The organism is Arthrobacter sp. JSM 101049, assembly GCF_041679245.1.
GTDB lineage: Bacteria > Actinomycetota > Actinomycetes > Actinomycetales > Micrococcaceae > Arthrobacter_H.
On the sequence record NZ_JBGFFC010000001.1, the window covers coordinates 47,235 to 64,758 of the forward strand.

The 17,524-nt window shown below is 69.2% G+C and carries 15 protein-coding genes, 2 tRNA genes and 1 riboswitch; of the genes, 3 read left to right on the forward strand and 14 right to left on the reverse strand.

Going from position 1 to position 17,524, the window contains the following annotated elements:
• Nucleotides 1-12 precede the first annotated feature (12 nt).
• From AB8M85_RS00240 to AB8M85_RS00290, 11 genes are all read right to left on the reverse strand, one after another.
• The gene (locus tag AB8M85_RS00240) at nt 13-804 is read right to left on the reverse strand and encodes a phage holin family protein (RefSeq protein ID WP_372696766.1); all 792 of its coding nucleotides are present in this window, start codon (nt 802-804) and stop codon (nt 13-15) included.
• A gap of 181 nt (nt 805-985) precedes the next feature.
• A tRNA-Asn gene (locus AB8M85_RS00245) sits at nt 986-1,061 on the reverse strand.
• A gap of 70 nt (nt 1,062-1,131) precedes the next feature.
• Nucleotides 1,132-1,941, reverse strand: coding sequence for an SGNH/GDSL hydrolase family protein (locus tag AB8M85_RS00250; RefSeq protein WP_372696767.1), 810 nt, complete (start codon nt 1,939-1,941; stop codon nt 1,132-1,134).
• Between the two features lie 108 nt (nt 1,942-2,049).
• Complete coding sequence (locus tag AB8M85_RS00255) at nt 2,050-3,477, reverse strand: lipase maturation factor family protein (RefSeq protein ID WP_372696768.1); 1,428 nt, start codon at nt 3,475-3,477, stop codon at nt 2,050-2,052.
• A 117-nt stretch (nt 3,478-3,594) separates the two neighbouring features.
• Nucleotides 3,595-3,667 (reverse strand) — tRNA-Asn (locus AB8M85_RS00260).
• Between the two features lie 63 nt (nt 3,668-3,730).
• Nucleotides 3,731-5,737, reverse strand: a complete 2,007-nt coding sequence (gene dnaG / locus AB8M85_RS00265; RefSeq protein WP_372696769.1) for a DNA primase — start codon at nt 5,735-5,737, stop codon at nt 3,731-3,733.
• 132 nt (nt 5,738-5,869) lie between these two features.
• Nucleotides 5,870-7,189, reverse strand: coding sequence for a deoxyguanosinetriphosphate triphosphohydrolase (locus tag AB8M85_RS00270; protein WP_372696770.1), 1,320 nt, complete (start codon nt 7,187-7,189; stop codon nt 5,870-5,872).
• Nucleotides 7,182-8,360, reverse strand: a complete 1,179-nt coding sequence (dusB, locus tag AB8M85_RS00275) for a tRNA dihydrouridine synthase DusB (protein ID WP_372697680.1) — start codon at nt 8,358-8,360, stop codon at nt 7,182-7,184. Before dusB ends, AB8M85_RS00270 begins: the two co-directional genes overlap by 8 nt.
• Nucleotides 8,361-8,443: 83 nt before the next feature.
• The gene (locus AB8M85_RS00280) at nt 8,444-9,355 is read right to left on the reverse strand and encodes a GNAT family N-acetyltransferase (protein WP_372696771.1); all 912 of its coding nucleotides are present in this window, start codon (nt 9,353-9,355) and stop codon (nt 8,444-8,446) included.
• Between the two features lie 77 nt (nt 9,356-9,432).
• Complete coding sequence (locus AB8M85_RS00285; protein ID WP_372696772.1) at nt 9,433-10,818, reverse strand: glycine--tRNA ligase; 1,386 nt, start codon at nt 10,816-10,818, stop codon at nt 9,433-9,435.
• A 103-nt stretch (nt 10,819-10,921) separates the two neighbouring features.
• On the reverse strand, nt 10,922-11,920 hold the full coding sequence (locus AB8M85_RS00290; RefSeq protein ID WP_372696773.1) for a DMT family transporter: 999 nt from the start codon (nt 11,918-11,920) through the stop codon (nt 10,922-10,924).
• Nucleotides 11,921-11,978: 58 nt separating this feature from the next.
• Here AB8M85_RS00290 and AB8M85_RS00295 point away from each other — a divergent pair, with 58 nt between their 5' ends.
• A complete protein-coding gene (locus tag AB8M85_RS00295) occupies nt 11,979-12,206 on the forward strand; it encodes an RNA-binding S4 domain-containing protein (protein WP_372696774.1) in 228 nt (75 codons plus the stop codon).
• A gap of 26 nt (nt 12,207-12,232) precedes the next feature.
• Here AB8M85_RS00295 and AB8M85_RS00300 read toward each other — a convergent pair whose 3' ends face one another.
• Complete coding sequence (locus tag AB8M85_RS00300) at nt 12,233-12,880, reverse strand: alpha/beta hydrolase (RefSeq protein ID WP_372696775.1); 648 nt, start codon at nt 12,878-12,880, stop codon at nt 12,233-12,235.
• Nucleotides 12,881-13,061: 181 nt separating this feature from the next.
• On the opposite strand from AB8M85_RS00300, the gene AB8M85_RS00305 reads away from it, so the two are divergent.
• Nucleotides 13,062-13,862, forward strand: coding sequence for an SGNH/GDSL hydrolase family protein (locus AB8M85_RS00305; protein ID WP_372697681.1), 801 nt, complete (start codon nt 13,062-13,064; stop codon nt 13,860-13,862).
• 27 nt (nt 13,863-13,889) lie between these two features.
• On the opposite strand, the gene AB8M85_RS00310 is transcribed toward AB8M85_RS00305, so the two are convergent.
• A complete protein-coding gene (locus AB8M85_RS00310; protein WP_372696776.1) occupies nt 13,890-15,047 on the reverse strand; it encodes a homoserine O-acetyltransferase in 1,158 nt (385 codons plus the stop codon).
• 17 nt (nt 15,048-15,064) lie between these two features.
• Nucleotides 15,065-16,420, reverse strand: coding sequence for a bifunctional o-acetylhomoserine/o-acetylserine sulfhydrylase (locus tag AB8M85_RS00315; protein WP_372696777.1), 1,356 nt, complete (start codon nt 16,418-16,420; stop codon nt 15,065-15,067).
• Nucleotides 16,421-16,487: 67 nt separating this feature from the next.
• Nucleotides 16,488-16,604, reverse strand: a riboswitch (SAM riboswitch).
• A gap of 161 nt (nt 16,605-16,765) precedes the next feature.
• Between AB8M85_RS00315 and AB8M85_RS00320 the strand changes: the two genes are divergently transcribed.
• The gene (locus AB8M85_RS00320) at nt 16,766-17,410 is read left to right on the forward strand and encodes a VOC family protein (protein ID WP_372696778.1); all 645 of its coding nucleotides are present in this window, start codon (nt 16,766-16,768) and stop codon (nt 17,408-17,410) included.
• Nucleotides 17,411-17,524: the final 114 nt, after the last annotated feature.

The following is a 17,524-nucleotide window of genomic DNA, read 5'->3' on the forward strand; positions in this document are numbered from 1 at the left end:
GGACCGGTTCGGTCAGGACTTGCTGAGCTTGCGCACGAACGCCGCCAACGCGACCAGCGAGGCCCCCATGACCGCCAGCGGCTGCCAACGGTCCTTCAGCAGCTGCCCGGCATCGGCCGGCGGCTGCTGGTGCGTCCGCTCGTGCAGGGCGTGGCGTGCCCGCAGCTTGCCGTCCCGTGCGTAGGTCTTGGCCGTGGCGGACTTCTCCTTGGCCTGGCGCTTGACGTCCAGCTTCGGGGCCAGGTCGTCGCGGATCTCGGCCAGGTGTTCGCGGCGGGCCTGCGAGCGCCTGAGCAGCTCGTGGTACGGCACCGGCGCCGGCTTCTCCGCCTGGTCCTTCTGCTGGTCCTTTGCCGCCTTGTCCTTCTTCGGCTTCTTCTCGTCCAGCGTGGACGGATCGAAGGAACGCCCCTCCTTCAGCACGCCGAGGTCGTATTTCACCCCGCGGATGGCGTCCTCGGGAATCAGCGGCATCTGCTTCTTGATCTTGGTGATGCCGACCAGCGCCAGGATCGCGGCGATGATCAGGAAAAGCGCTGCCACCATGAGCGCGGCAAGCCAGGGCTTGAAGACCAGGCCCAGCCCGAGGATGCCGGAGGTGATGAGGGCGACCGCCATGAAGGCCAGGAAGACGACGGCCACCAATGCCAGCGCGGCACCGATCCCGGCCTGGATCCCCTTGGTCTTCATCTGGGTGATGGCCAGCTGGATCTCGTCATGCAGCTGCTTGGGCACCAGTCGGCCGACCAGCCTGAGCAGGCCGGTGAACGACGATGGGCGACGTCCGGACGTTGTGCGTGTCATCCTGGTCCTCCTTCGGTGGCGGCCCAGACGGGCCTGTGCACTCAAAAACCTACCATCTTGCCTGACGTGGGGTTTCCCGGACGGCCCGGGCACGCCCTGCCGCCAACGCCGGCCGGCAGGCCGCAGATGGAGACACAAAAGGACGTCCACCCCGTCTCGCGGCGGGGTGGACGTCCGGTGCTGGCTCCCCCGACTGGACTCGAACCAGTAACCCTTCGATTAACAGTCGAATGCTCTGCCAATTGAGCTACGGGGGAATGAAGCGAGTAAAACCCTATCAGGGCGCCCCGCGAAATTCGAATCGCCCCTCCGCGCCGAACCAGTGGATCACTCCGAAGCCGGCTCCCGCCGTCGTGCCCGGTACAGCTTCTTCATCCCCTCGGCAGGGCGGATCGGATCAGGCCACCGCGGACCGAGGTCGTCGCCCAGGGTGATCCCCCGCAGCCGCCGCCCGAACATCGGCACGACCCACTGGCGCGCCCATTCGACGTCGCGCAGCAGGGCCTGGCCGGGCCCCACCCGGGCGTGCGGCCCGAGGGGCTCGAACGCCAGCCGGTGGTCGATGCCGAGGATCTCCAGGATCCTGATGGCCATGTAGCGGTGCCCGGCGCGGTTCATGTGCAGCTTGTCGTTGCCCCACAGGCGCCGGTCGCGGTAGACGTCCCAGGCCCAGTAGTCCACCAGGGTCGCCCCGTACTCGGCCGCCAGGGCGCGGACGTGGGCATTGAAGAGCTCGTTCCGCCGCCGCAGGGGCCCGAGCACCGGATGCAGCGCGATGTCGAACCCCGTGAACAGCAGCACCCGGGCCCCCGAGGCGCAGAGCCGGGCGACCGCCTGCGAGTACAGTTCCAGCAGGGCGGGCAGGTCCTGGCGGAATTCCAGCAGGTCGTTCCCACCGGCGTAGAAGGTCACGACGCTCGGCTGCAGGGCCAGGGCGGGTTCGAGCTGTTCGTCGATGATCCCGCGCAGCCGCCGGCTGCGGATGGCCAGGTTGGCGTACTCCCACCGCGGGTCGGCCTTGCCCAGCTGCTTGGCCACGCGGTCCGCCCAGCCGCGGACCCCGTTGGGCAACCGGGGCTCCCAGTCCCCTACCCCCTCGGTGAAGGAATCGCCGATCGCCACGAAGCGCAGTGCCATGTCCGCGACGCTACGGCCGCGACGTGACCGGCAGGCATAGGCCCGGTGTCCTCCCGCCGAACTCCACTTGGCGGGCAGTGGCCGAGCGGGTGCGACCGCGGCGCGGACCTAGCCTCGTTCAACCGGGCCGATGGCCAGGCGCCGGCCGGATCTAATCCAGTAGCAGCCCTCGGCCCGGCGTTCGGCATCGGTGGCGAAACGGTACTGGTAGGTCAGCACCCGGACCCGTGCCGGGGGCGTGCCGTCGAAGGGATCCACCCGCAACAGGTCCAGGACGGCGCGGTCGGCCACCAGCAACTTGGACAGCAGGGCGTGGAACCAGCGCTGGTGGACCGACCCCAGCGGCAGGAACCACATCATCCAGTCCAAGCGCAGGTGGTAGGGGGCGAATTGCCGGGGGCGCCGCCGCGGATCGCCGGGTTTGCCCCGGAACTCGTATTCCCGCCACCCGCCTTCGTCCTCCAGGGTCCCCTCGATGACGACCTCGACGCGTTCGCGGGTCACGCTTCCGAACGCCCCGTAGGCATTGCCGAGCTGCCAGCGGTTGAAGCTGGCGTTCATCAGCTGGCGGCGCGAGAACAGATTGCGCAGGGCCGGGATGCCGGCCACCACCAGCAACACGGTGGCGGCCAGCACGAGCACGATCCACCAGACCGGTCCGGGATCCGGCGATACCGCAGTGGCGGAAGCCTCCGGCGGCAGGAAGGGCAGGACGGTGCGGAAGGCGGCGTCGTTGACGGCGCAGCAGGCCAGCACGATGGTGATCCAGTTCAGCCAGGCGAAGTTGCCCGAGGCGACCAGCCACAGCTGGGTGATGATGACGATGGCAGCGGCGATGGAGGCGACCGGTTGCGGGACGAAGAGCAGGAACGGCACGGCCAGTTGGGCCACGTGGTTCCCCGCCGCCTCGCAACGGTGCCACCAGCGCGGGGCCAGATGGGCCCGGCGGCTGAGGGGGCCGGGCATCGGCTGGGTCTCGTGGTGGAAATACAGCGCGGTCAGGTCGCGCCAGGCCGGATCCCCACGCCACTTGATCATGCCGGCCCCGAATTCGAGCCGGAACACCAGCCAGACGGTCAGCAGCAGGATCGTCCGCGGCGGGTCCACCTGGTGCGAACCGAGCAGGCCGACCGTGAATCCTGCCTCGAGCAGCAGCATCTCCCAGCCGAACCCGTAGAAGACCTGGCCGATGTTCACGATCGACTGGTAGAGCCCCCAGAGCAGCAGGAACGCGGCCAAGGGCACCCACGCCGGTCCGGCCTGCGGCAGCCCGGCGACCAGCGCGGCGGCCACGACGATGCCGACCCAGCACACGGCCGTCAGCTTCCGGTCCGAATAACCCCAGCGGGTGAAGAGCGAGGGACCGCGCGCCCCGGAGCCGGCCAGCAGGCGTGGCGCCGGCAGGAGGCCGTGGTCGCCGAGCAAGGGGCGGAACTGGTTGAGCGTGGAGGCGAAGGCGACGATGAACAGGGCGGCGACCCCGCGCTGCAGGATCTCCCGCGCCATCCAGTAGTCCGGTGCGGCCAGCCAGTCCATGGCCCCATCGTAGGTCCGGCGCCGCGGCCGGGTACACCGACCGCGTCGACCGGTCGGCACCGGACATGCAGAACGCCCCCGCCACGATCAATCAGTGGCGGGGGCGTCCCGGATCCGCTCCCCCGACTGGACTCGAACCAGTAACCCTTCGATTAACAGTCGAATGCTCTGCCAATTGAGCTACGGGGGAAAGCAACAGATACGACTATACAAGAGCCCAGCGGGGGTTGCTAAATCGCCCCCGGCCCCTTCGCTAGTCCTGGCGCAGGGCCCGGCGCCGCAGTTCCAGTTCCATCAGCTCGCGGTTGATCCGTTGGTAGCCCTCGGGATCGGCTGCCGGGTCCATCCGCTGCAGCTGCCCGATCCGGTCCGCCTTCTGGTGGGTGATCTGCAGGTCGAACAACCGGTTCATGATGCCCTGGCAGTACTTGGCCAGGCCCTCCTCGGAGTTCGCCGGCAGCGGGTTGACCGCCAGTTCGGAGACGAAGGGCCGCAGCGGGTCCGGGACCTCCTGGCGGATCGACTCCACCCACTGGGCCGGGGTGGCCCCGGCGGCCCCGGCGGCGCGGACGGCATCGTGGACAGCGGCATGCACGGGCGCCAGGAACCGGGCGGCATAGAACGCCTGCCATTGTTCGGCGTTGAGCAGGCCGGGCTGCTGCAGCACCACCTCGAGGGATTCGCGTTCCATGCGCGTCACCGGGTCGCGCACGTCGGGGCGTTCGAAGGCCGGGCCCCGGGATTCCTGCACGACGGCGGATCCCTGGTTCCCTGCCTCCGGCCCATACGCGGGGCCCGGGTGCTGGCCGTTGCCACCGGCGCGGTATCCCGGATCCCGTGTCTCGGGCCGGCGCCCCGGGCCGCCCCGGTGCCCGCCATCGGGGCCGGCGGACCGCTGGCCCGGCCCGGTGTCGGAGCGGGGCGCCTCCCGGGAGCGTTTGGCAGCGGCGCCGACGGCCCGGTTGACGTCTTCCATGTCCATGCCCAGCCAGCCGGCCAGTTCACGGGAGTAGGCCGGGCGCATGGCCGAATCGCGGATCGCCGCCACGATCGGGGCGGAGGCGCGCAGGGCCTGGACCCTGCCCTCGACGGTGTCCAGGTTGAATTTCTTCAGCCCGGCGCGGATGGCGAACTCGAAGAGGGGGCGCTTGGAGGCAATGAGCTCCTTGACCGCCTCGGGGCCGCGGTGCTGGCGCAGTTCGCAGGGGTCCGCGCCCGTGGGTTCCACGGCCACGTAGGTTTGGGCGATGAAGCTCTGGTCCTCGTCGAAGGCGCGCAGGGCGGCCTTCTGGCCGGCAGCGTCGCCGTCGAAAGTGTACACCACCTCGCCGCCGGTTCCGTCGTCCTGGAGCAGCCGGCGGGCGATCTTGATGTGGTCGGCGCCGAAGGCGGTGCCGCAGGTGGCCACGGCGGTGCCGAGTCCCGAGAGGTGGCAGGCCATCACGTCGGTGTAGCCCTCGACGACGATCAGTTGCCGGTTCTTGGTGATCTCCCGCTTGGCCAGGTCGACCCCGTAGAGGACCTGGGACTTCTTGTAGAGCTGGGTCTCGGGGGTGTTGAGGTACTTCGGTCCTTGGTCGTCCTCGTAGAGCTTGCGGGCCCCGAAGCCGATGGTGGCGCCGGTCAGGTCGCGGATGGGCCAGATCAGCCGGCCGCGGAACCGGTCGTAGATCCCGCGGTTTCCCTCGGAGAACATGCCGGTGAGCTTGAGTTCCTCCTCGTGGAAGCCCTTGTGGCGCATGTGCTTGAGCAGCGGGTCCCATCCGCGCGGGGCGTAGCCTACGCCGAAGTGCTCGCAGGCCTCGCGGTCGAAGGCGCGGTCGGCGAGGTATTTCCGGCCGGTCGCCGCCTCCTCGGTGAGCAGCTGCGCGCGGAAGAACTCCTCGGCGACCTTGTGCGCATCGAGCAGGCGCTGGCGGCGGCCAACCTCCTGGCGGCTCGGGCCGGAGCCGCCGTCCTCGTAGTGCAGTTCGAAGCCGATGCGGGCGGCCAGCCGTTCGACGGTCTCGGAGAACGTGGTGTGGTCCATCTTCTGGATGAAGGAGATGACGTCGCCGGATTCGCCGCAGCCGAAACAGTGGAAGGTGCCGACCTGGGGCCGGACGTGGAAGGAGGGGCTGCGCTCGTCGTGGAAGGGGCACAGGCCCTTGAAGGAGCCGATGCCTGCCGAACGGAGCGTGACGTAGCCGTCGACGACTTCCTTGATGTCCGTGCGCGAGCGGACCTCGTCGATGTCTTCGCGTTTGATCAGGCCGGCCATGGCTCCCAGTCTAGTGCCGTCGTGGCACCGGATTCCCCGGATGCCTGCAGCCTGTGGACCACCGTGGCAGGCGGGCCGGGCACGGGCTGTGGCACCGCCGTCGTACTGGTCGTGTTGGACGAGCGGGTCGGGTCAGAAGAGCTCGAGGGTGAAGGAGTGGCCCTGGACCAGGGTGGCGTGCCATTCCTTGGCGGAGGAGTCGGTGAGGCTGGCGACCTGGTCGATGACCGCGCGCAGGCGTCCGGCGTCGTCGGTGGCGGCGCGCCAGTCCTCGGAGAACAGCGGATCCAGGTAGCGGTCGCCGGTCTCATGGAGCAGGGTCACCAGTTCGCCGAGGACCTCGAGCTGGCGCTGGTAGATCGGCTGGCGCTCCTGGCTGGTCATCACGTAGGCGGCGGCCAGGCCCTTCATGGCGGCAATCTCGTGGTCGGTCTCCTCGGGCACGATGAGCCGGCCGTTGAAACGGGTCAGCCGGGTCGGCCCGAAGACGGCCCGGGTGGCCTCGAAAGCTGACTGGCAGAACCGGCCGATGAACTGGCTGGTCATGTCCTTCAGCGCCGCGGCGCCCTTGCGGGACTGGTCGTAGTCCTCGACCCATTCGGCGGTGGCCTCCAGGCGGGCCAGGGCCGCGTCGATGGCGGAGGGGTCCACCTCGGGCAGGTACCAGCGCCGGGTGCAGTCGACGACGCGGGCCCGCTGGTCGGCATCGCGGATCCAGCGCAGCTGGAAGCGGCCCGCCACGATGGCGTCCTCGACGTCGTGCACCGAGTAGGAGATGTCGTCGGCCAGGTCCATGACCTGGGCCTCCACGCACTTCTGGCGGGGCTCGGGGGCCACGGCGGCACCGCCGTCGTGCCCGGAGCGCAACCACTCGAAGACGGGCAGGTCGTCCTCGTAGACACCGAACTTGCCGGTCGGCCGGCCGTTGTGGATGGGTGCGTCGGTACGGCGCCAGGGGTACTTGCAGGCAGCGTCCAGGGTGGCGCGGGTGAGGTTCAGGCCCGCGGGTTCGCCGTCGGCGTGGAACTTCTTGGTTTCCAGCCGGGTGAGCAGGCGCAGCGTCTGCGCGTTGCCCTCGAACCCGCCGATGCCGGCGGAGAGCTCATTGAGGGCCTTTTCGCCGTTGTGGCCGAACGGCGGGTGGCCGAGGTCGTGGGAGAGGCAGGCGGTGTCCACGACGTCGGGGTCGCAGCCCAGGGTGGCGCCGAGTTCGCGGCCCACCTGGGCGACCTCCAGCGAGTGGGTCAGCCGGGTGCGCACGAAGTCGTCGGAGTACGGGGCGACGACCTGGGTCTTGGCGCCGAGGCGGCGCAGGGCCGAGGAGTGCAGGACGCGGGCGCGGTCGCGCTCGAAGCTGGTGCGGTAGGACTTCTTCTCCGGTTCGGCGAGCCAGCGTTCCTCGTCGAAGGGGGTGTAGCCGGCCGGGCTGCGGCGGACGTCGAGTTCAGCCACCCGAGACGTCCAGCTCGGCGGCGGAGATCTGGGCGCGGTGGTCCTCGCCCAGGGTGCGGCTGTCCAGCCAGCCGTCGGGCAGGTGCGGGCGCTTCGGCGATCCGGCCCGGCCTCGGGGGCCCTCTGCGTCGACTCCCGGGTAGGGTGCGTCCTGGTCGAGCTGGGCGAGCAGTTCGGCCAGCACCTCCAGGGTCGGCACGGCGGCCAGGGCGGCGCGCAGGTCCCCGCCGACGGCGTAGCCCTTGAAGTACCAGGCCACGTGCTTACGGATGTCGCGCAGGGCCTTGCCCTCATCCTCGAAGTAGTCAACGAGCAGTTCGGCGTGGCGCTGGAATGACGCGGCAACCTCGGCCAGACCGGGCCGGAAGCGGCGGTCCGAGCCTTCGAAGGCGGCCTGGATGTCCCCGAAGAGCCAGGGGCGGCCCTGGCAGCCGCGGCCGATGACGACGCCGTCGACGCCGGTCTGCTCGACCATGGCGATGGCGTCCTCCGCACTCCAGATGTCGCCGTTGCCCAGCACCGGGATGTCGGGCAAGGCGTTGCGCAGTTCGGCGATGGCGTTCCAATCGGCCTGGCCCGAGTAGTGCTGGCTGGCGGTGCGCCCGTGCAGGGCGACGGCGGCGACGCCTGCGTCGCGGGCCATCTTGCCGGCCTCGATGAAGGTCAGGTGGTCCTCGTCGATGCCCTTGCGCATCTTGATGGTCAGCGGGACGTCGCCCCGGGCTGCCTCGCGGGTGGCTGCCTGCACGATTGCGGTGAACAGGTCGGTCTTCCAGGGCAGGGCCGCTCCCCCGCCACGCCGGGTGACCTTGGGGACGGGGCAGCCGAAGTTCAGGTCGATGTGGTCCGCGCGGTCCTCCTCGACGATCAGGCGGACCGCGGCGCCCACGGTCGCCGGATCCACCCCGTAGAGCTGCACGGAGCGGATGTCCTCGTCGTCGTCATGGGAGATGATCCGCATCGACTGCTCGTTGCGCTCCACGAGCGCCCGGGAGGTGACCATTTCCGCCACATACAAGCCGCCGCCGTATTCTCGGCAGAGCCGGCGGAACGCAGTGTTGGTGATGCCCGCCATCGGCGCGAGAACGACCGGGGTATCCACGGTGAACCGGCCGAGCTGCAGGGGTGGCAGCGCCAGCTTCGGCGGGGTCTGGGTATCGGGGGAAATCACGCTCACCCCCCTATTCTCTCAAAGGCGTCCAAATCCTCCGAACGACCCACGTCGGCTGGGGAAAGCGGCCCGCCGGACGCGGGTCAGTTGGCGACGATGATCGTGGTCGTCACCACGGTGGCCTGGCCGGCGGTCATGAGTTCGTCCACCAGGTCCGAGAGCGGGGCCATGGCGTCGTCGACCTCGAGCTTGACCGGGTACTGGTGGGCCAGCATGGCCAGCAGGCCGCGAACTGCTTCGCGCGCATCGGAATCGGAGAGCGTGGGGTCCCACCCCATCAGCACGTCGGCCGGGGCATCAACTCGGTCGGGTTCGTAGCTGATGGCGAAGGAGAGGATCTTGCCGCCGGCGTCCTTGGGCTTGTCGCGCAGCACGATGGCGCCCTTGGCCCCGGTGGCGTCGTTGAGCAGCATCGTCTGGGCGCGGCCGAGGGTCATCTGCGCGCGGTCCCAGTCGTGTACGGCGTTGTAGTAGTCGGCGACGACCTGGGAGAGTTCAACGGATCCGGTGGCCGCTTCCTCCAGGGTCAGGCCGGCCTCGTCGAACACGGGCAGCTTCAGCGCGCCGGGCTCGACGACGACCCCGCGCGAGCGCATGATCTGCTCCTGGCCCAGGGAGGCGGTGAACGCAGCGGCAGCCTCGCCCTCGGCACCTTCGACGGTGAAGCGGGACTTCAGCGCGGTGACTCCGGACGGCGCGGGGAACTCGCGCAGGCGGCGCAGCAGCTCGGTGGCCACCCCCCGGTGGCGCAGTGCCGGGGCGACCTCGACGAAGAGCCAGAGCCGGTCGGGGTGCAGGGAGGACTCGAAGAGCGTGCCGGCTCCCACCGGGACCCCATCGTCGACGGCGACGAGCGTGCGGGCCCAGGGGTCGTCGCTGTCGGCGCGCAGCATCGTGCGGTCGATGTGCGCCTGCGGCGTGGACGGATCCCCGAGGATCTGCAGCAATGCCAGGTCATCGCCTTCTTGCCACGATCGGTAGGTGAGGTTGCTCATGTTGCTCCTGATGCGGTGTTGAAGTGGGCTGAAAGACGTGCGGGCCGGCTGCCGTGGGCAGCCGGCCCGTCGTGGGGTCAGGCTCCGAGCAGCCGCCCGGCCAGATAGGACTTCACCTGGTCCAGGGCGACGCGCTCCTGGCTCATGGTGTCGCGTTCGCGGATGGTCACGGCTTGGTCCTCGAGTGTGTCGAAGTCAACGGTGATGCAGAACGGCGTGCCGATCTCGTCCTGGCGGCGGTAGCGGCGGCCGATGGCCCCGGCGTCGTCGAAGTCGATGTTCCAGTTCTTGCGCAGTTCGCCGGCCAGGGCCTTCGCCTTGGGCGAGAGCTCCTCGTTGCGGCTCAGCGGCAGCACCGCGGCCTTGACCGGGGCCAGGCGCGGGTCGAGCTTGAGCACGGTGCGCTTGTCCACGCCGCCCTTGGCGTTGGGGGCCTCGTCCTCGGTGTAGGCGTCGACCAGGAAGGCCATCATCGACCGGGTCAGGCCGAACGAGGGCTCGATGACGTACGGGGTGAACCGCTCGCCCGTGGCCTGGTTGAAGTAGCTCAGGTCGGTGCCGGAGCCCTGGGTGTGGGAGCCGAGGTCGTAGTCGGTGCGGTTGGCCACGCCCATCAGCTCGCCCCATTCCGAGCCCTTGAAGCCGAAGCGGTACTCGAAGTCGATCGTCCCGGCCGAGTAGTGGGCCCGCTCGTCCTCGGGGACGTCGAACTGGCGCATGTTCTCCGGGTTGATGCCCAGGTCGATGAACCAGGCCCAGCAGGCGTCGACCCACTCCTGGAAGAAGCGGGGGGCGTCCTCGGGGGCGGTGAAGAACTCGATTTCCATCTGCTCGAACTCGCGGGTGCGGAAGATGAAGTTGCCTGGGGTGATCTCGTTGCGGAAGGCCTTGCCGATCTGGCCGATGCCGAACGGCGGCTTCTTGCGCGAGACGGTGAGCACGTTGTTGAAGTTCACGAAGATGCCTTGCGCGGTTTCGGGGCGCAGGTAGGTCAGCCCGGCCTCGTTGTCGACGGGGCCCAGGTAGGTCTTGACCAGCCCGGAGAACAGCTGCGGTTCGGTCCAGCCGCCCTTGGTGCCGCAATCCGGGCAGACGATCTCGGACATGCCGTCCTGCGGTTCGCGCTTCTTCTTCTCGGTGAACGCCTCGATGAGGTGGTCCTGGCGGTGGCGCTTGTGGCACTGGGTGCATTCGACCAGCGGGTCAGTGAAGGTGGCCACGTGGCCGGAGGCCTCCCACACCTGCTTGGGCAGGATGATCGAGGAATCCAGCCCGACCATGTCCTCGCGGCCGCGCACGAAGTTCTGCCACCACTCGCGCTTGATGTTGTCCTTGAGCTCCGCACCCAGGGGCCCGTAGTCCCACGCCGAGCGCGAACCGCCATAGATCTCACCGGCCTGGAAGACGAATCCGCGCCGCTTGGCGAGTGAGATGACCTGGTCGAGCTTGGACTGGGGCGCCATGAAATTAACTCCAATGGTCCACGAGGCCGCTGGTTGCGGTCCGTAACGGGGCAGGGATACCGGTCAAGCCTAGCGCGAGCGCCGTGGCAGCGGGCAATTCGGGCTACGTCCGGGGCTTGTCCAGATGCGGCCTTCGTCCCGTGGGAATGCTGGCCAGCACGACGGCGGCGAGGGTCAACAAGGTGCCCAGGACTGTGGCCAGGGCCACGACGGTGCCCGGTGCCGGCAGGATGATGTCGATTGCCAGCGAACCGATGAGCTGGCCGGCGATCATGCACAGTCCGGAGACCAGGACGCCCAGGGATTTGACCAGCAGCGCGCCGATGGCGATGAACACGCAGCCAAAGGCACCTCCGGTATACAGCCACCAGTCGCTCGGGAAGGTGAGGTGCGGGCTCGACCCGATCGACCGCAGGCCCCAGACGATGAACAAGGCGGTGCCGCCGGTGAGGAAGTTGACCAGCGTGGCCGTGATGGGGGTGCCGTAGGCGGCGGTCTGGGTCCCGTTCATGGCCTGTTGGAAGCCCATGAATAGGCCGGCGGTGAAGGGCAGGGACACCGGCAACAGCCAGGCCAGGCCCCCGGCGGAGGTCTCAAGGCGGGGTGAGACCGCCCAGAGCACGGCGATGATCATCAGCACCGCCCCGGCCATCCGTCGGGCGGTGATGAACCGCTTGCCACCGGGGCCGAAGCCGACACGGTCGACCATCAGGCCGCTGATGGTCTGGCCGGTCACGATGGCCACGGTGAACAGGGCGACGCCGATCAGCGGCACGGCGTGGCTTTGCCCGAAGACGATGTAGCCACCGCTGAGCCCCGCCAGCAGGTACCACCGCGGGAACTCCCGGCCGGCGACGGCCCGGCGCATGGCGGCCAGCCCGGCACGTCCGCTGGGCAGGAGCACCGAGACGAGGATCATGAGCAGCGTCCCGCCGGCGAAGCTGAGTGCGGCCGCGGCATTGCCATCGCCCATCTGCTCGGACAACGCACCGTTGACGCGGCCCTGGATGGGCATCATCAGCCCGCCGATGATGGCCAGGACCAGTCCGGCCCAGAGGGGGAGGTGGCGCGTGAGGGCGGTAGCCGCGGGAGCAGAGTTCATCGCAGGTCATGCTAGCCGCGCGTTGGCGGCCGGGCACATCGTGACGGAAGATGGACCCATGACTCCAGACCAGCCACAGCCCATCAGCATCCGCGACGAATCCATCCGCTTGGGCCAGCTGCTGAAGCTGGCGGGCCTGGCCGAGGACGGTTTCCATGCCAAGGAGCTGGTCGAGAACGGCATGGTCAAGGTCAACGGGGACATCGAGACCCGGCGGGGCAAGCAGCTGCACGTGGGCGACACGGTCACCCTCGGTGACGAGACCGTCGTCGTCGCCGCCGAATAGCGCTGCTCCTCCGGGCCGCCCCGGTCCTACTGCTCCAGGACGTGGTGGCGCAGGAACTCGGAGACGTGCTTCATTTCCGGCTCGGAGACGCTGTGCGCCATGCCGGTGTAGAGCATCTTGGTCAGGTCAGTGTGTTCCCCGGCCCAATCGAGGGTGAAGTCGATCTTGTCCTCGGTGATGACGTTGTCCGCCTGTCCGCGGCCCCAGAACAGCGGCCGCCGGGCGGCCTTGGTCCCCTCGTCGTCGAAGAAGGCATTGCCCTCTGCGGGGACGGCGAAGCCGGACAGGCCCACGACTGCGGAGATCTCGGCCGGGCGGTGGCGCAGGACGGAGGTGGCGACGGCCATCCCCATGGAAAAGCCCAGTACGGTGACCGACGAGTGCTGCTCCTTGACGCCGTCGAGCCATGCCCAGACGTCCTGCACGGCGTCGACGACGCGGTCGGTCGAGTAGTCGGGTTCGTGCATCAGCGGGAACCAGGTGTAGCCCGGGCCCATGGCGTGGGGCGCCCGGACCGAGGCCAGCGTGAACTCCTCCGGCAGCATCGGCGCCAGGCCGATCAGGTCCTTCTCGTGGGAGAGGTAGCCGTGGAAGAGGACGAGCAGGGGCGTGCCGGCGCGCTCGGCTTCGGGGCGGGACCAGGCAACGACGGGCTGGGGCAAGGTGGCAGTCATGCCGCCATTGAATCACGGGATGCCGCGGCCGTGGATCCGGCGACAGCAGCACGGGCGCCTGGTGCACCGGGTGGTCAACATCGTTGCCCGGTGGAACAATGTACCCGTGAGTAGCAACGTGTCGTCGCCAGTACACCCGCAGGATGCCTCCCCCGACGCCGCACGCCATCCCTGGCGCCGGATGGTCTCGCTGGGCGATTCCTTCACTGAGGGCATCGGGGACCCGGATCCGCAGAGCCCGGGAGGGAACCGGGGCTGGGCGGACCGCGTCGCGGAGCAGCTCAGCCGCGGTGTCGAGGACTTCGCCTACGCCAACTTGGCGATCCGCGGTCGACTGCTGAACCAGATCGTGTCGGAGCAGCTCGAGCCGGCAGTGGCCTTGCAGCCGGACCTGGTCACCGTCTGCGCGGGCGGCAACGACGTCCTGCGGCCCGGCGGCGACCCGGATGCGCTGGCCGTGGCCATGGATGGCTTCATCGGCCAGCTGGCCGCGACGGGGGCCACCGTCCTGTTGTTCAACGGGCCCGACATCGGCGAGACCCCGGTTCTGGGTTCCATGCGGGGCCGCGTGGCCATCTACAACGAGAACCTGCGCGTCGTGGCAGCCCGCCACGACGCGATCGTCGCTGACATGTGGGCGTTGCGCGACTTGCACGAGCCGCGCATGTGGGCCCCCGACCGGCTACATTTCTCCCCACTGGGCCACCACACGATTGCGATGATGGTGCTCGAGACCCTCAATGTCGAACATGAGCTCAAGCCCCTGGAAACCCGGCCTTCGGAACCGAAGCCGTGGCGGACCGCCCGGCGCGAGGACCTGGTCTGGGCACGCACCCACCTCGCGCCCTGGGTCCTGCGCCGCCTGCGCCACCAGTCCAGCGGAGACGGCATCACCGCCAAACGGCCCGAGGCGATGCCGTTCGCACCGGTCGCGGCGAACCACAGCATCGGCGCCGGGGACCCACAGGACGACTCCGACTAGACCCGGGCGGCTGGACGGACGCCCGGGTCAGGCGTAGAGCCCGGCGCGCAGCACCTGGTTCAGCTGCTCGATGTCGGTCAGGAAGCCGTCGTGCCCGATCGGCGAGTTGATGTAGTGCACCGGCGGACCCGCCGGCAGCGCCGCGGCCAGGCGTTCGGATTGTTCGGGAACGTAGAGCCGGTCACTGTCCACGGCGGCAATGAAGAACTCCACCCCCTCGGCACGGCGCAGGGCCGCGTCGACCCCGCCCCGGCCGCGTCCGACGTCATGTCCGACCAGCGCCTCGGTGAGCACGATGTAGGAATTCGCGTCGAAGCGGGTGACCAGCTTGCCGGCTTGGTGGTCCAGGTAGCTTTCGACCTGGTAGCGGCCGCGCTGGTGGTCCGCACTGCCGAAGGGGTCCTCCTCGCCCTGCCCCTCGTGGCCGAAGCGGATCTCGAGCTCGGGTTCAGACCTGTAGGTGATGTGGGCCAGCCGTCGGGCGATGCCCAGGCCCTGGACCGGTCCGATGCCGTGTCCGGCTTCCGAGGGGCCCGTCGCAGCGGCGTCCGCATAGAAGTCGCCACCGTGGAAGGCCGGATCCAGCCGGATGGCCTGTGTCTGGATCTGCCCGAAGGCCACTTGTTCCGCCGAGGCCACGGCCGTGGCGGCGATCACCGCGCAGCTCGCGACGCGTTGGGGGTATTCGATGGCCCACTCCAGCGCCCGGGCCCCGCCGAGGGAACCGCCCACGACGGAGTGCCAGCGTTGGATGCCGAGGTAGTCGGCCAGCCGGGCCTCGGTGCGCACCGAATCCCTGACGGTCGTGAACGGGAAGCGCGAGCCCCAGGGCCGCCCGTCCGGGTCGGGGCTGGACGGGCCGGTCGAGCCGTAGCAGCCGCCGACCATGTTCGGGGCGACGACGAAGAACCGGTCGGTGTCGATGGTGCGGCCGGGGCCGACGAATCCATCCCACCAGCCGTCCTCGCGGCTGTGCCCGCGGGAGACGTGGGTGTCCCCGGTCAGCGCGTGGAGCAACAGGACCGCGTTGGAGGCGTCGGCGTTCAGCGTCCCCCAGGTTTCGTAGCCGATCATCACCTCGGGCAGCCATCCGCCGGTCTCGAACCGGTAGCCACCGATCGGGACGCATTTGAGGATGCCGTCGCGGATGACCGGCGCGCTGCCGGTGCGGACCTGTTCCGTCACGTTGCCGACCCCTGGGGTCACCGGGCGGTCTGGGCTTCGACCGGTTCGGCATCGCCGGCAGCGGCCGCTGCAGCGAAGCCGAGTTCGAGGTCGGCGAGGATGTCATCGATGTGCTCGATGCCCACGGCCAGCCGCACCAGCCCCGGGCTCACGCCCGCCGCAACCTGCTCGGCCTCGCTGAGCTGGGAGTGCGTGGTGGAGGCCGGGTGGATCACCAGCGAGCGGACGTCGCCGATGTTGGCCAGATTGGAGTGCAGTTCCAGCCCGTCGACGAAGGCGCGACCGGCGGGCTCTCCCCCGGCGATCTCGAACGCCAACACGGCGCCAATGCCCTTCGGCCCGTACTTGCGACCCCGGTCGTACCAGGGGCTCGAGGCCAGCCCGGCGAAGGCCACCGAGTCGACCTGGGCGTGCGCCTCCAGCCACTCGGCGACCTTCTGCGCGTTCTCCACGTGCCGCTCCATGCGCAGGCTGAGGGTCTCCAGGCCCTGGGCGATGAGGAAGGCGTTGAAGGGGGCGACGGCGGATCCCAGGTCCCGCAGCAGCTGCACGCGGGCCTTGAGGATGAAGGCCAGGTTCGCGCCCAAGGCGCCGCCGACGCCGAGGTCGCGGGCGAAGACCAGTCCGTTGTAGGACTCGTCCGGGGTGTTGAATCCCGGGAACTTGTCCGGATCCTGCGCGAAGTCGAAGTTGCCCGAGTCCACGATCACCCCGGCCACGGCCGTGCCGTGGCCGCCGAGGTACTTGGTCGCCGAATGCACCACAATGTCGGCGCCCCACTCGATGGGACGGATCAGGTAGGGGGTGGCCAGGGTGTTGTCCACGATCAGCGGGACGCCGGCGTCGTGGGCGATGGAGCTGACGCCTTCGATGTCCAGGACGTCCTGGCGGGGATTGGAGACCGCCTCGCCGAAGAAGGCCTTGGTGTTCGGCCGGACGGCGGCCCGCCACTCGTCGAGCCTGTCGGGGTCGGCCACGAACGTGACCTCGATGCCCAGCCGCGCCAGCGTGTGCTTGAGCAGGTTCTGCGTCCCCCCGTAGAGGCTGGGGCTGGCCACAATGTGGTCCCCGGCGCCGGCGACGTTGAGGATCGAGAAGGTGGTGGCCGCCTGCCCGGAGGCCAGCAGCAGCGCGCCGACTCCGCCTTCGAGGTTGGCGATGCGGTTCTCCACCGCCTCCTGCGTGGGGTTGCCGATGCGCGTGTAGATCGGTTCGAGTTCCTGCAGGGCGAAGCGTGCCGCGGCGCTTTCGGCGCTCGGGAAGACGAAGGAGGTCGTCTGGTAGATCGGCAGGGCCCGCGCCCCGGTGGCCGAGTCGGGGGTCTGCCCGGCGTGGACCTGGCGGGTTTCGAAAGACCATGGTGCTGAAGACATGTGTTGTCCCCTTCTACTGCTCAGGGGTCCCTGTTCCGCGGCGTCCCCGCGGGGAGTGCCGGGAGGTGACCCGCGCTTGCCCGTGCTCCTTGTGGAGGCGGACCAGGTCTTCACCCGGGGCACCCCACCGCGAGTGGAGGGTTGCCGGCCAGCAAACCGGGGTTTCACGCTGGCGCTCATGACCTGCCTCCAGTGTTCTCGATCGCGCGGTTGCCCGCAACCCGGCTGTGGGCAATATGACGCCGGCCGCAACATTCGCGCGCGTCGCTACCGGGAAATACGCATCCGGAACGACTTAGGGCGCCCTAAGTCGAGACGCACCTCACAAAGTGCCATCATGAACGCATGATGAGGTTGGATCACGTTTCATACGCATGCGGACCAGATGGGCTGGCCGCCACGGCTGCCCGAGTAGCCGAGACTTTGGGGATCGAGTCCGTCAAGGGCGGAGTACACCCCCGCTTTGGCACGAGGAACGTCATTTTCCCCTTGCTGAACACCCAGTACCTGGAGGTCGTGGAGGTCCTGGACCACCCCGCCTCCGACAAGGCGCCGTTCGGGCAGGCCGTCCGGGCCCGCTCCGAGATGGGAGGCGGCTGGATGGGCTGGTGCGTCTGCGTGGACGACCTGGTGCCCTTCGAGGAGCGGCTGGGTCGCTCGTCCGTGCCGGGCAACCGCAAGTTCCCCGACGGGCAGGAGCTGACCTGGCAGCAGATCGGCATCAAGGGCCTGATCGCCGATCCCCAGGTCCCGTACATGCTGCGCTGGGACGACGGAACCGAGCACCTGCACCCCTCCAAGGCGCTGGAACCGAACAGCCGCATCTCCGGGATCACGATCGCCGGCTCGGTCGAACGCGTCCGGGATTGGCTGGGCACCCCGTCCGAGTCGCCGTTGGGCGATGTCGCCGTCGAGTGGGAGGCGCCCAACGGCACCCCGGGCATCATGTCGGTGACCTTCGAGACTCCGAAGGGGTCCATCACCCTCTGATCCGGCCACCGGTCCGGTACCACCACCAAAGACACCACTCCAGTCAGTGCACGACGGCGGCCCCTGGGTCGCCGTCGTTCTCTGTCCTTGGGGAGGCCGGCAGTTGGTGGAGGA

Bases quoted from the DNA above. Each gene is read 5' to 3' on its own strand.
- AB8M85_RS00240 (WP_372696766.1), bottom strand. From the start codon at position 804: ATGACACGCACAACGTCCGGACGTCGCCCATCGTCGTTCACCGGCCTG.
- AB8M85_RS00250 (WP_372696767.1), bottom strand. From the start codon at position 1,941: ATGGCACTGCGCTTCGTGGCGATCGGCGATTCCTTCACCGAGGGGGTA.
- AB8M85_RS00255 (WP_372696768.1), bottom strand. From the start codon at position 3,477: ATGGACTGGCTGGCCGCACCGGACTACTGGATGGCGCGGGAGATCCTG.
- dnaG (WP_372696769.1), bottom strand. From the start codon at position 5,737: ATGGCCGGCCTGATCAAACGCGAAGACATCGACGAGGTCCGCTCGCGC.
- AB8M85_RS00280 (WP_372696771.1), bottom strand. From the start codon at position 9,355: ATGAGCAACCTCACCTACCGATCGTGGCAAGAAGGCGATGACCTGGCA.
- AB8M85_RS00285 (WP_372696772.1), bottom strand. From the start codon at position 10,818: ATGGCGCCCCAGTCCAAGCTCGACCAGGTCATCTCACTCGCCAAGCGG.
- AB8M85_RS00290 (WP_372696773.1), bottom strand. From the start codon at position 11,920: ATGAACTCTGCTCCCGCGGCTACCGCCCTCACGCGCCACCTCCCCCTC.
- AB8M85_RS00295 (WP_372696774.1), top strand. From the start codon at position 11,979: ATGACTCCAGACCAGCCACAGCCCATCAGCATCCGCGACGAATCCATC.
- AB8M85_RS00300 (WP_372696775.1), bottom strand. From the start codon at position 12,880: ATGACTGCCACCTTGCCCCAGCCCGTCGTTGCCTGGTCCCGCCCCGAA.
- AB8M85_RS00305 (WP_372697681.1), top strand. From the start codon at position 13,062: ATGGTCTCGCTGGGCGATTCCTTCACTGAGGGCATCGGGGACCCGGAT.
- AB8M85_RS00315 (WP_372696777.1), bottom strand. From the start codon at position 16,420: ATGTCTTCAGCACCATGGTCTTTCGAAACCCGCCAGGTCCACGCCGGG.
- AB8M85_RS00320 (WP_372696778.1), top strand. From the start codon at position 16,766: ATGATGAGGTTGGATCACGTTTCATACGCATGCGGACCAGATGGGCTG.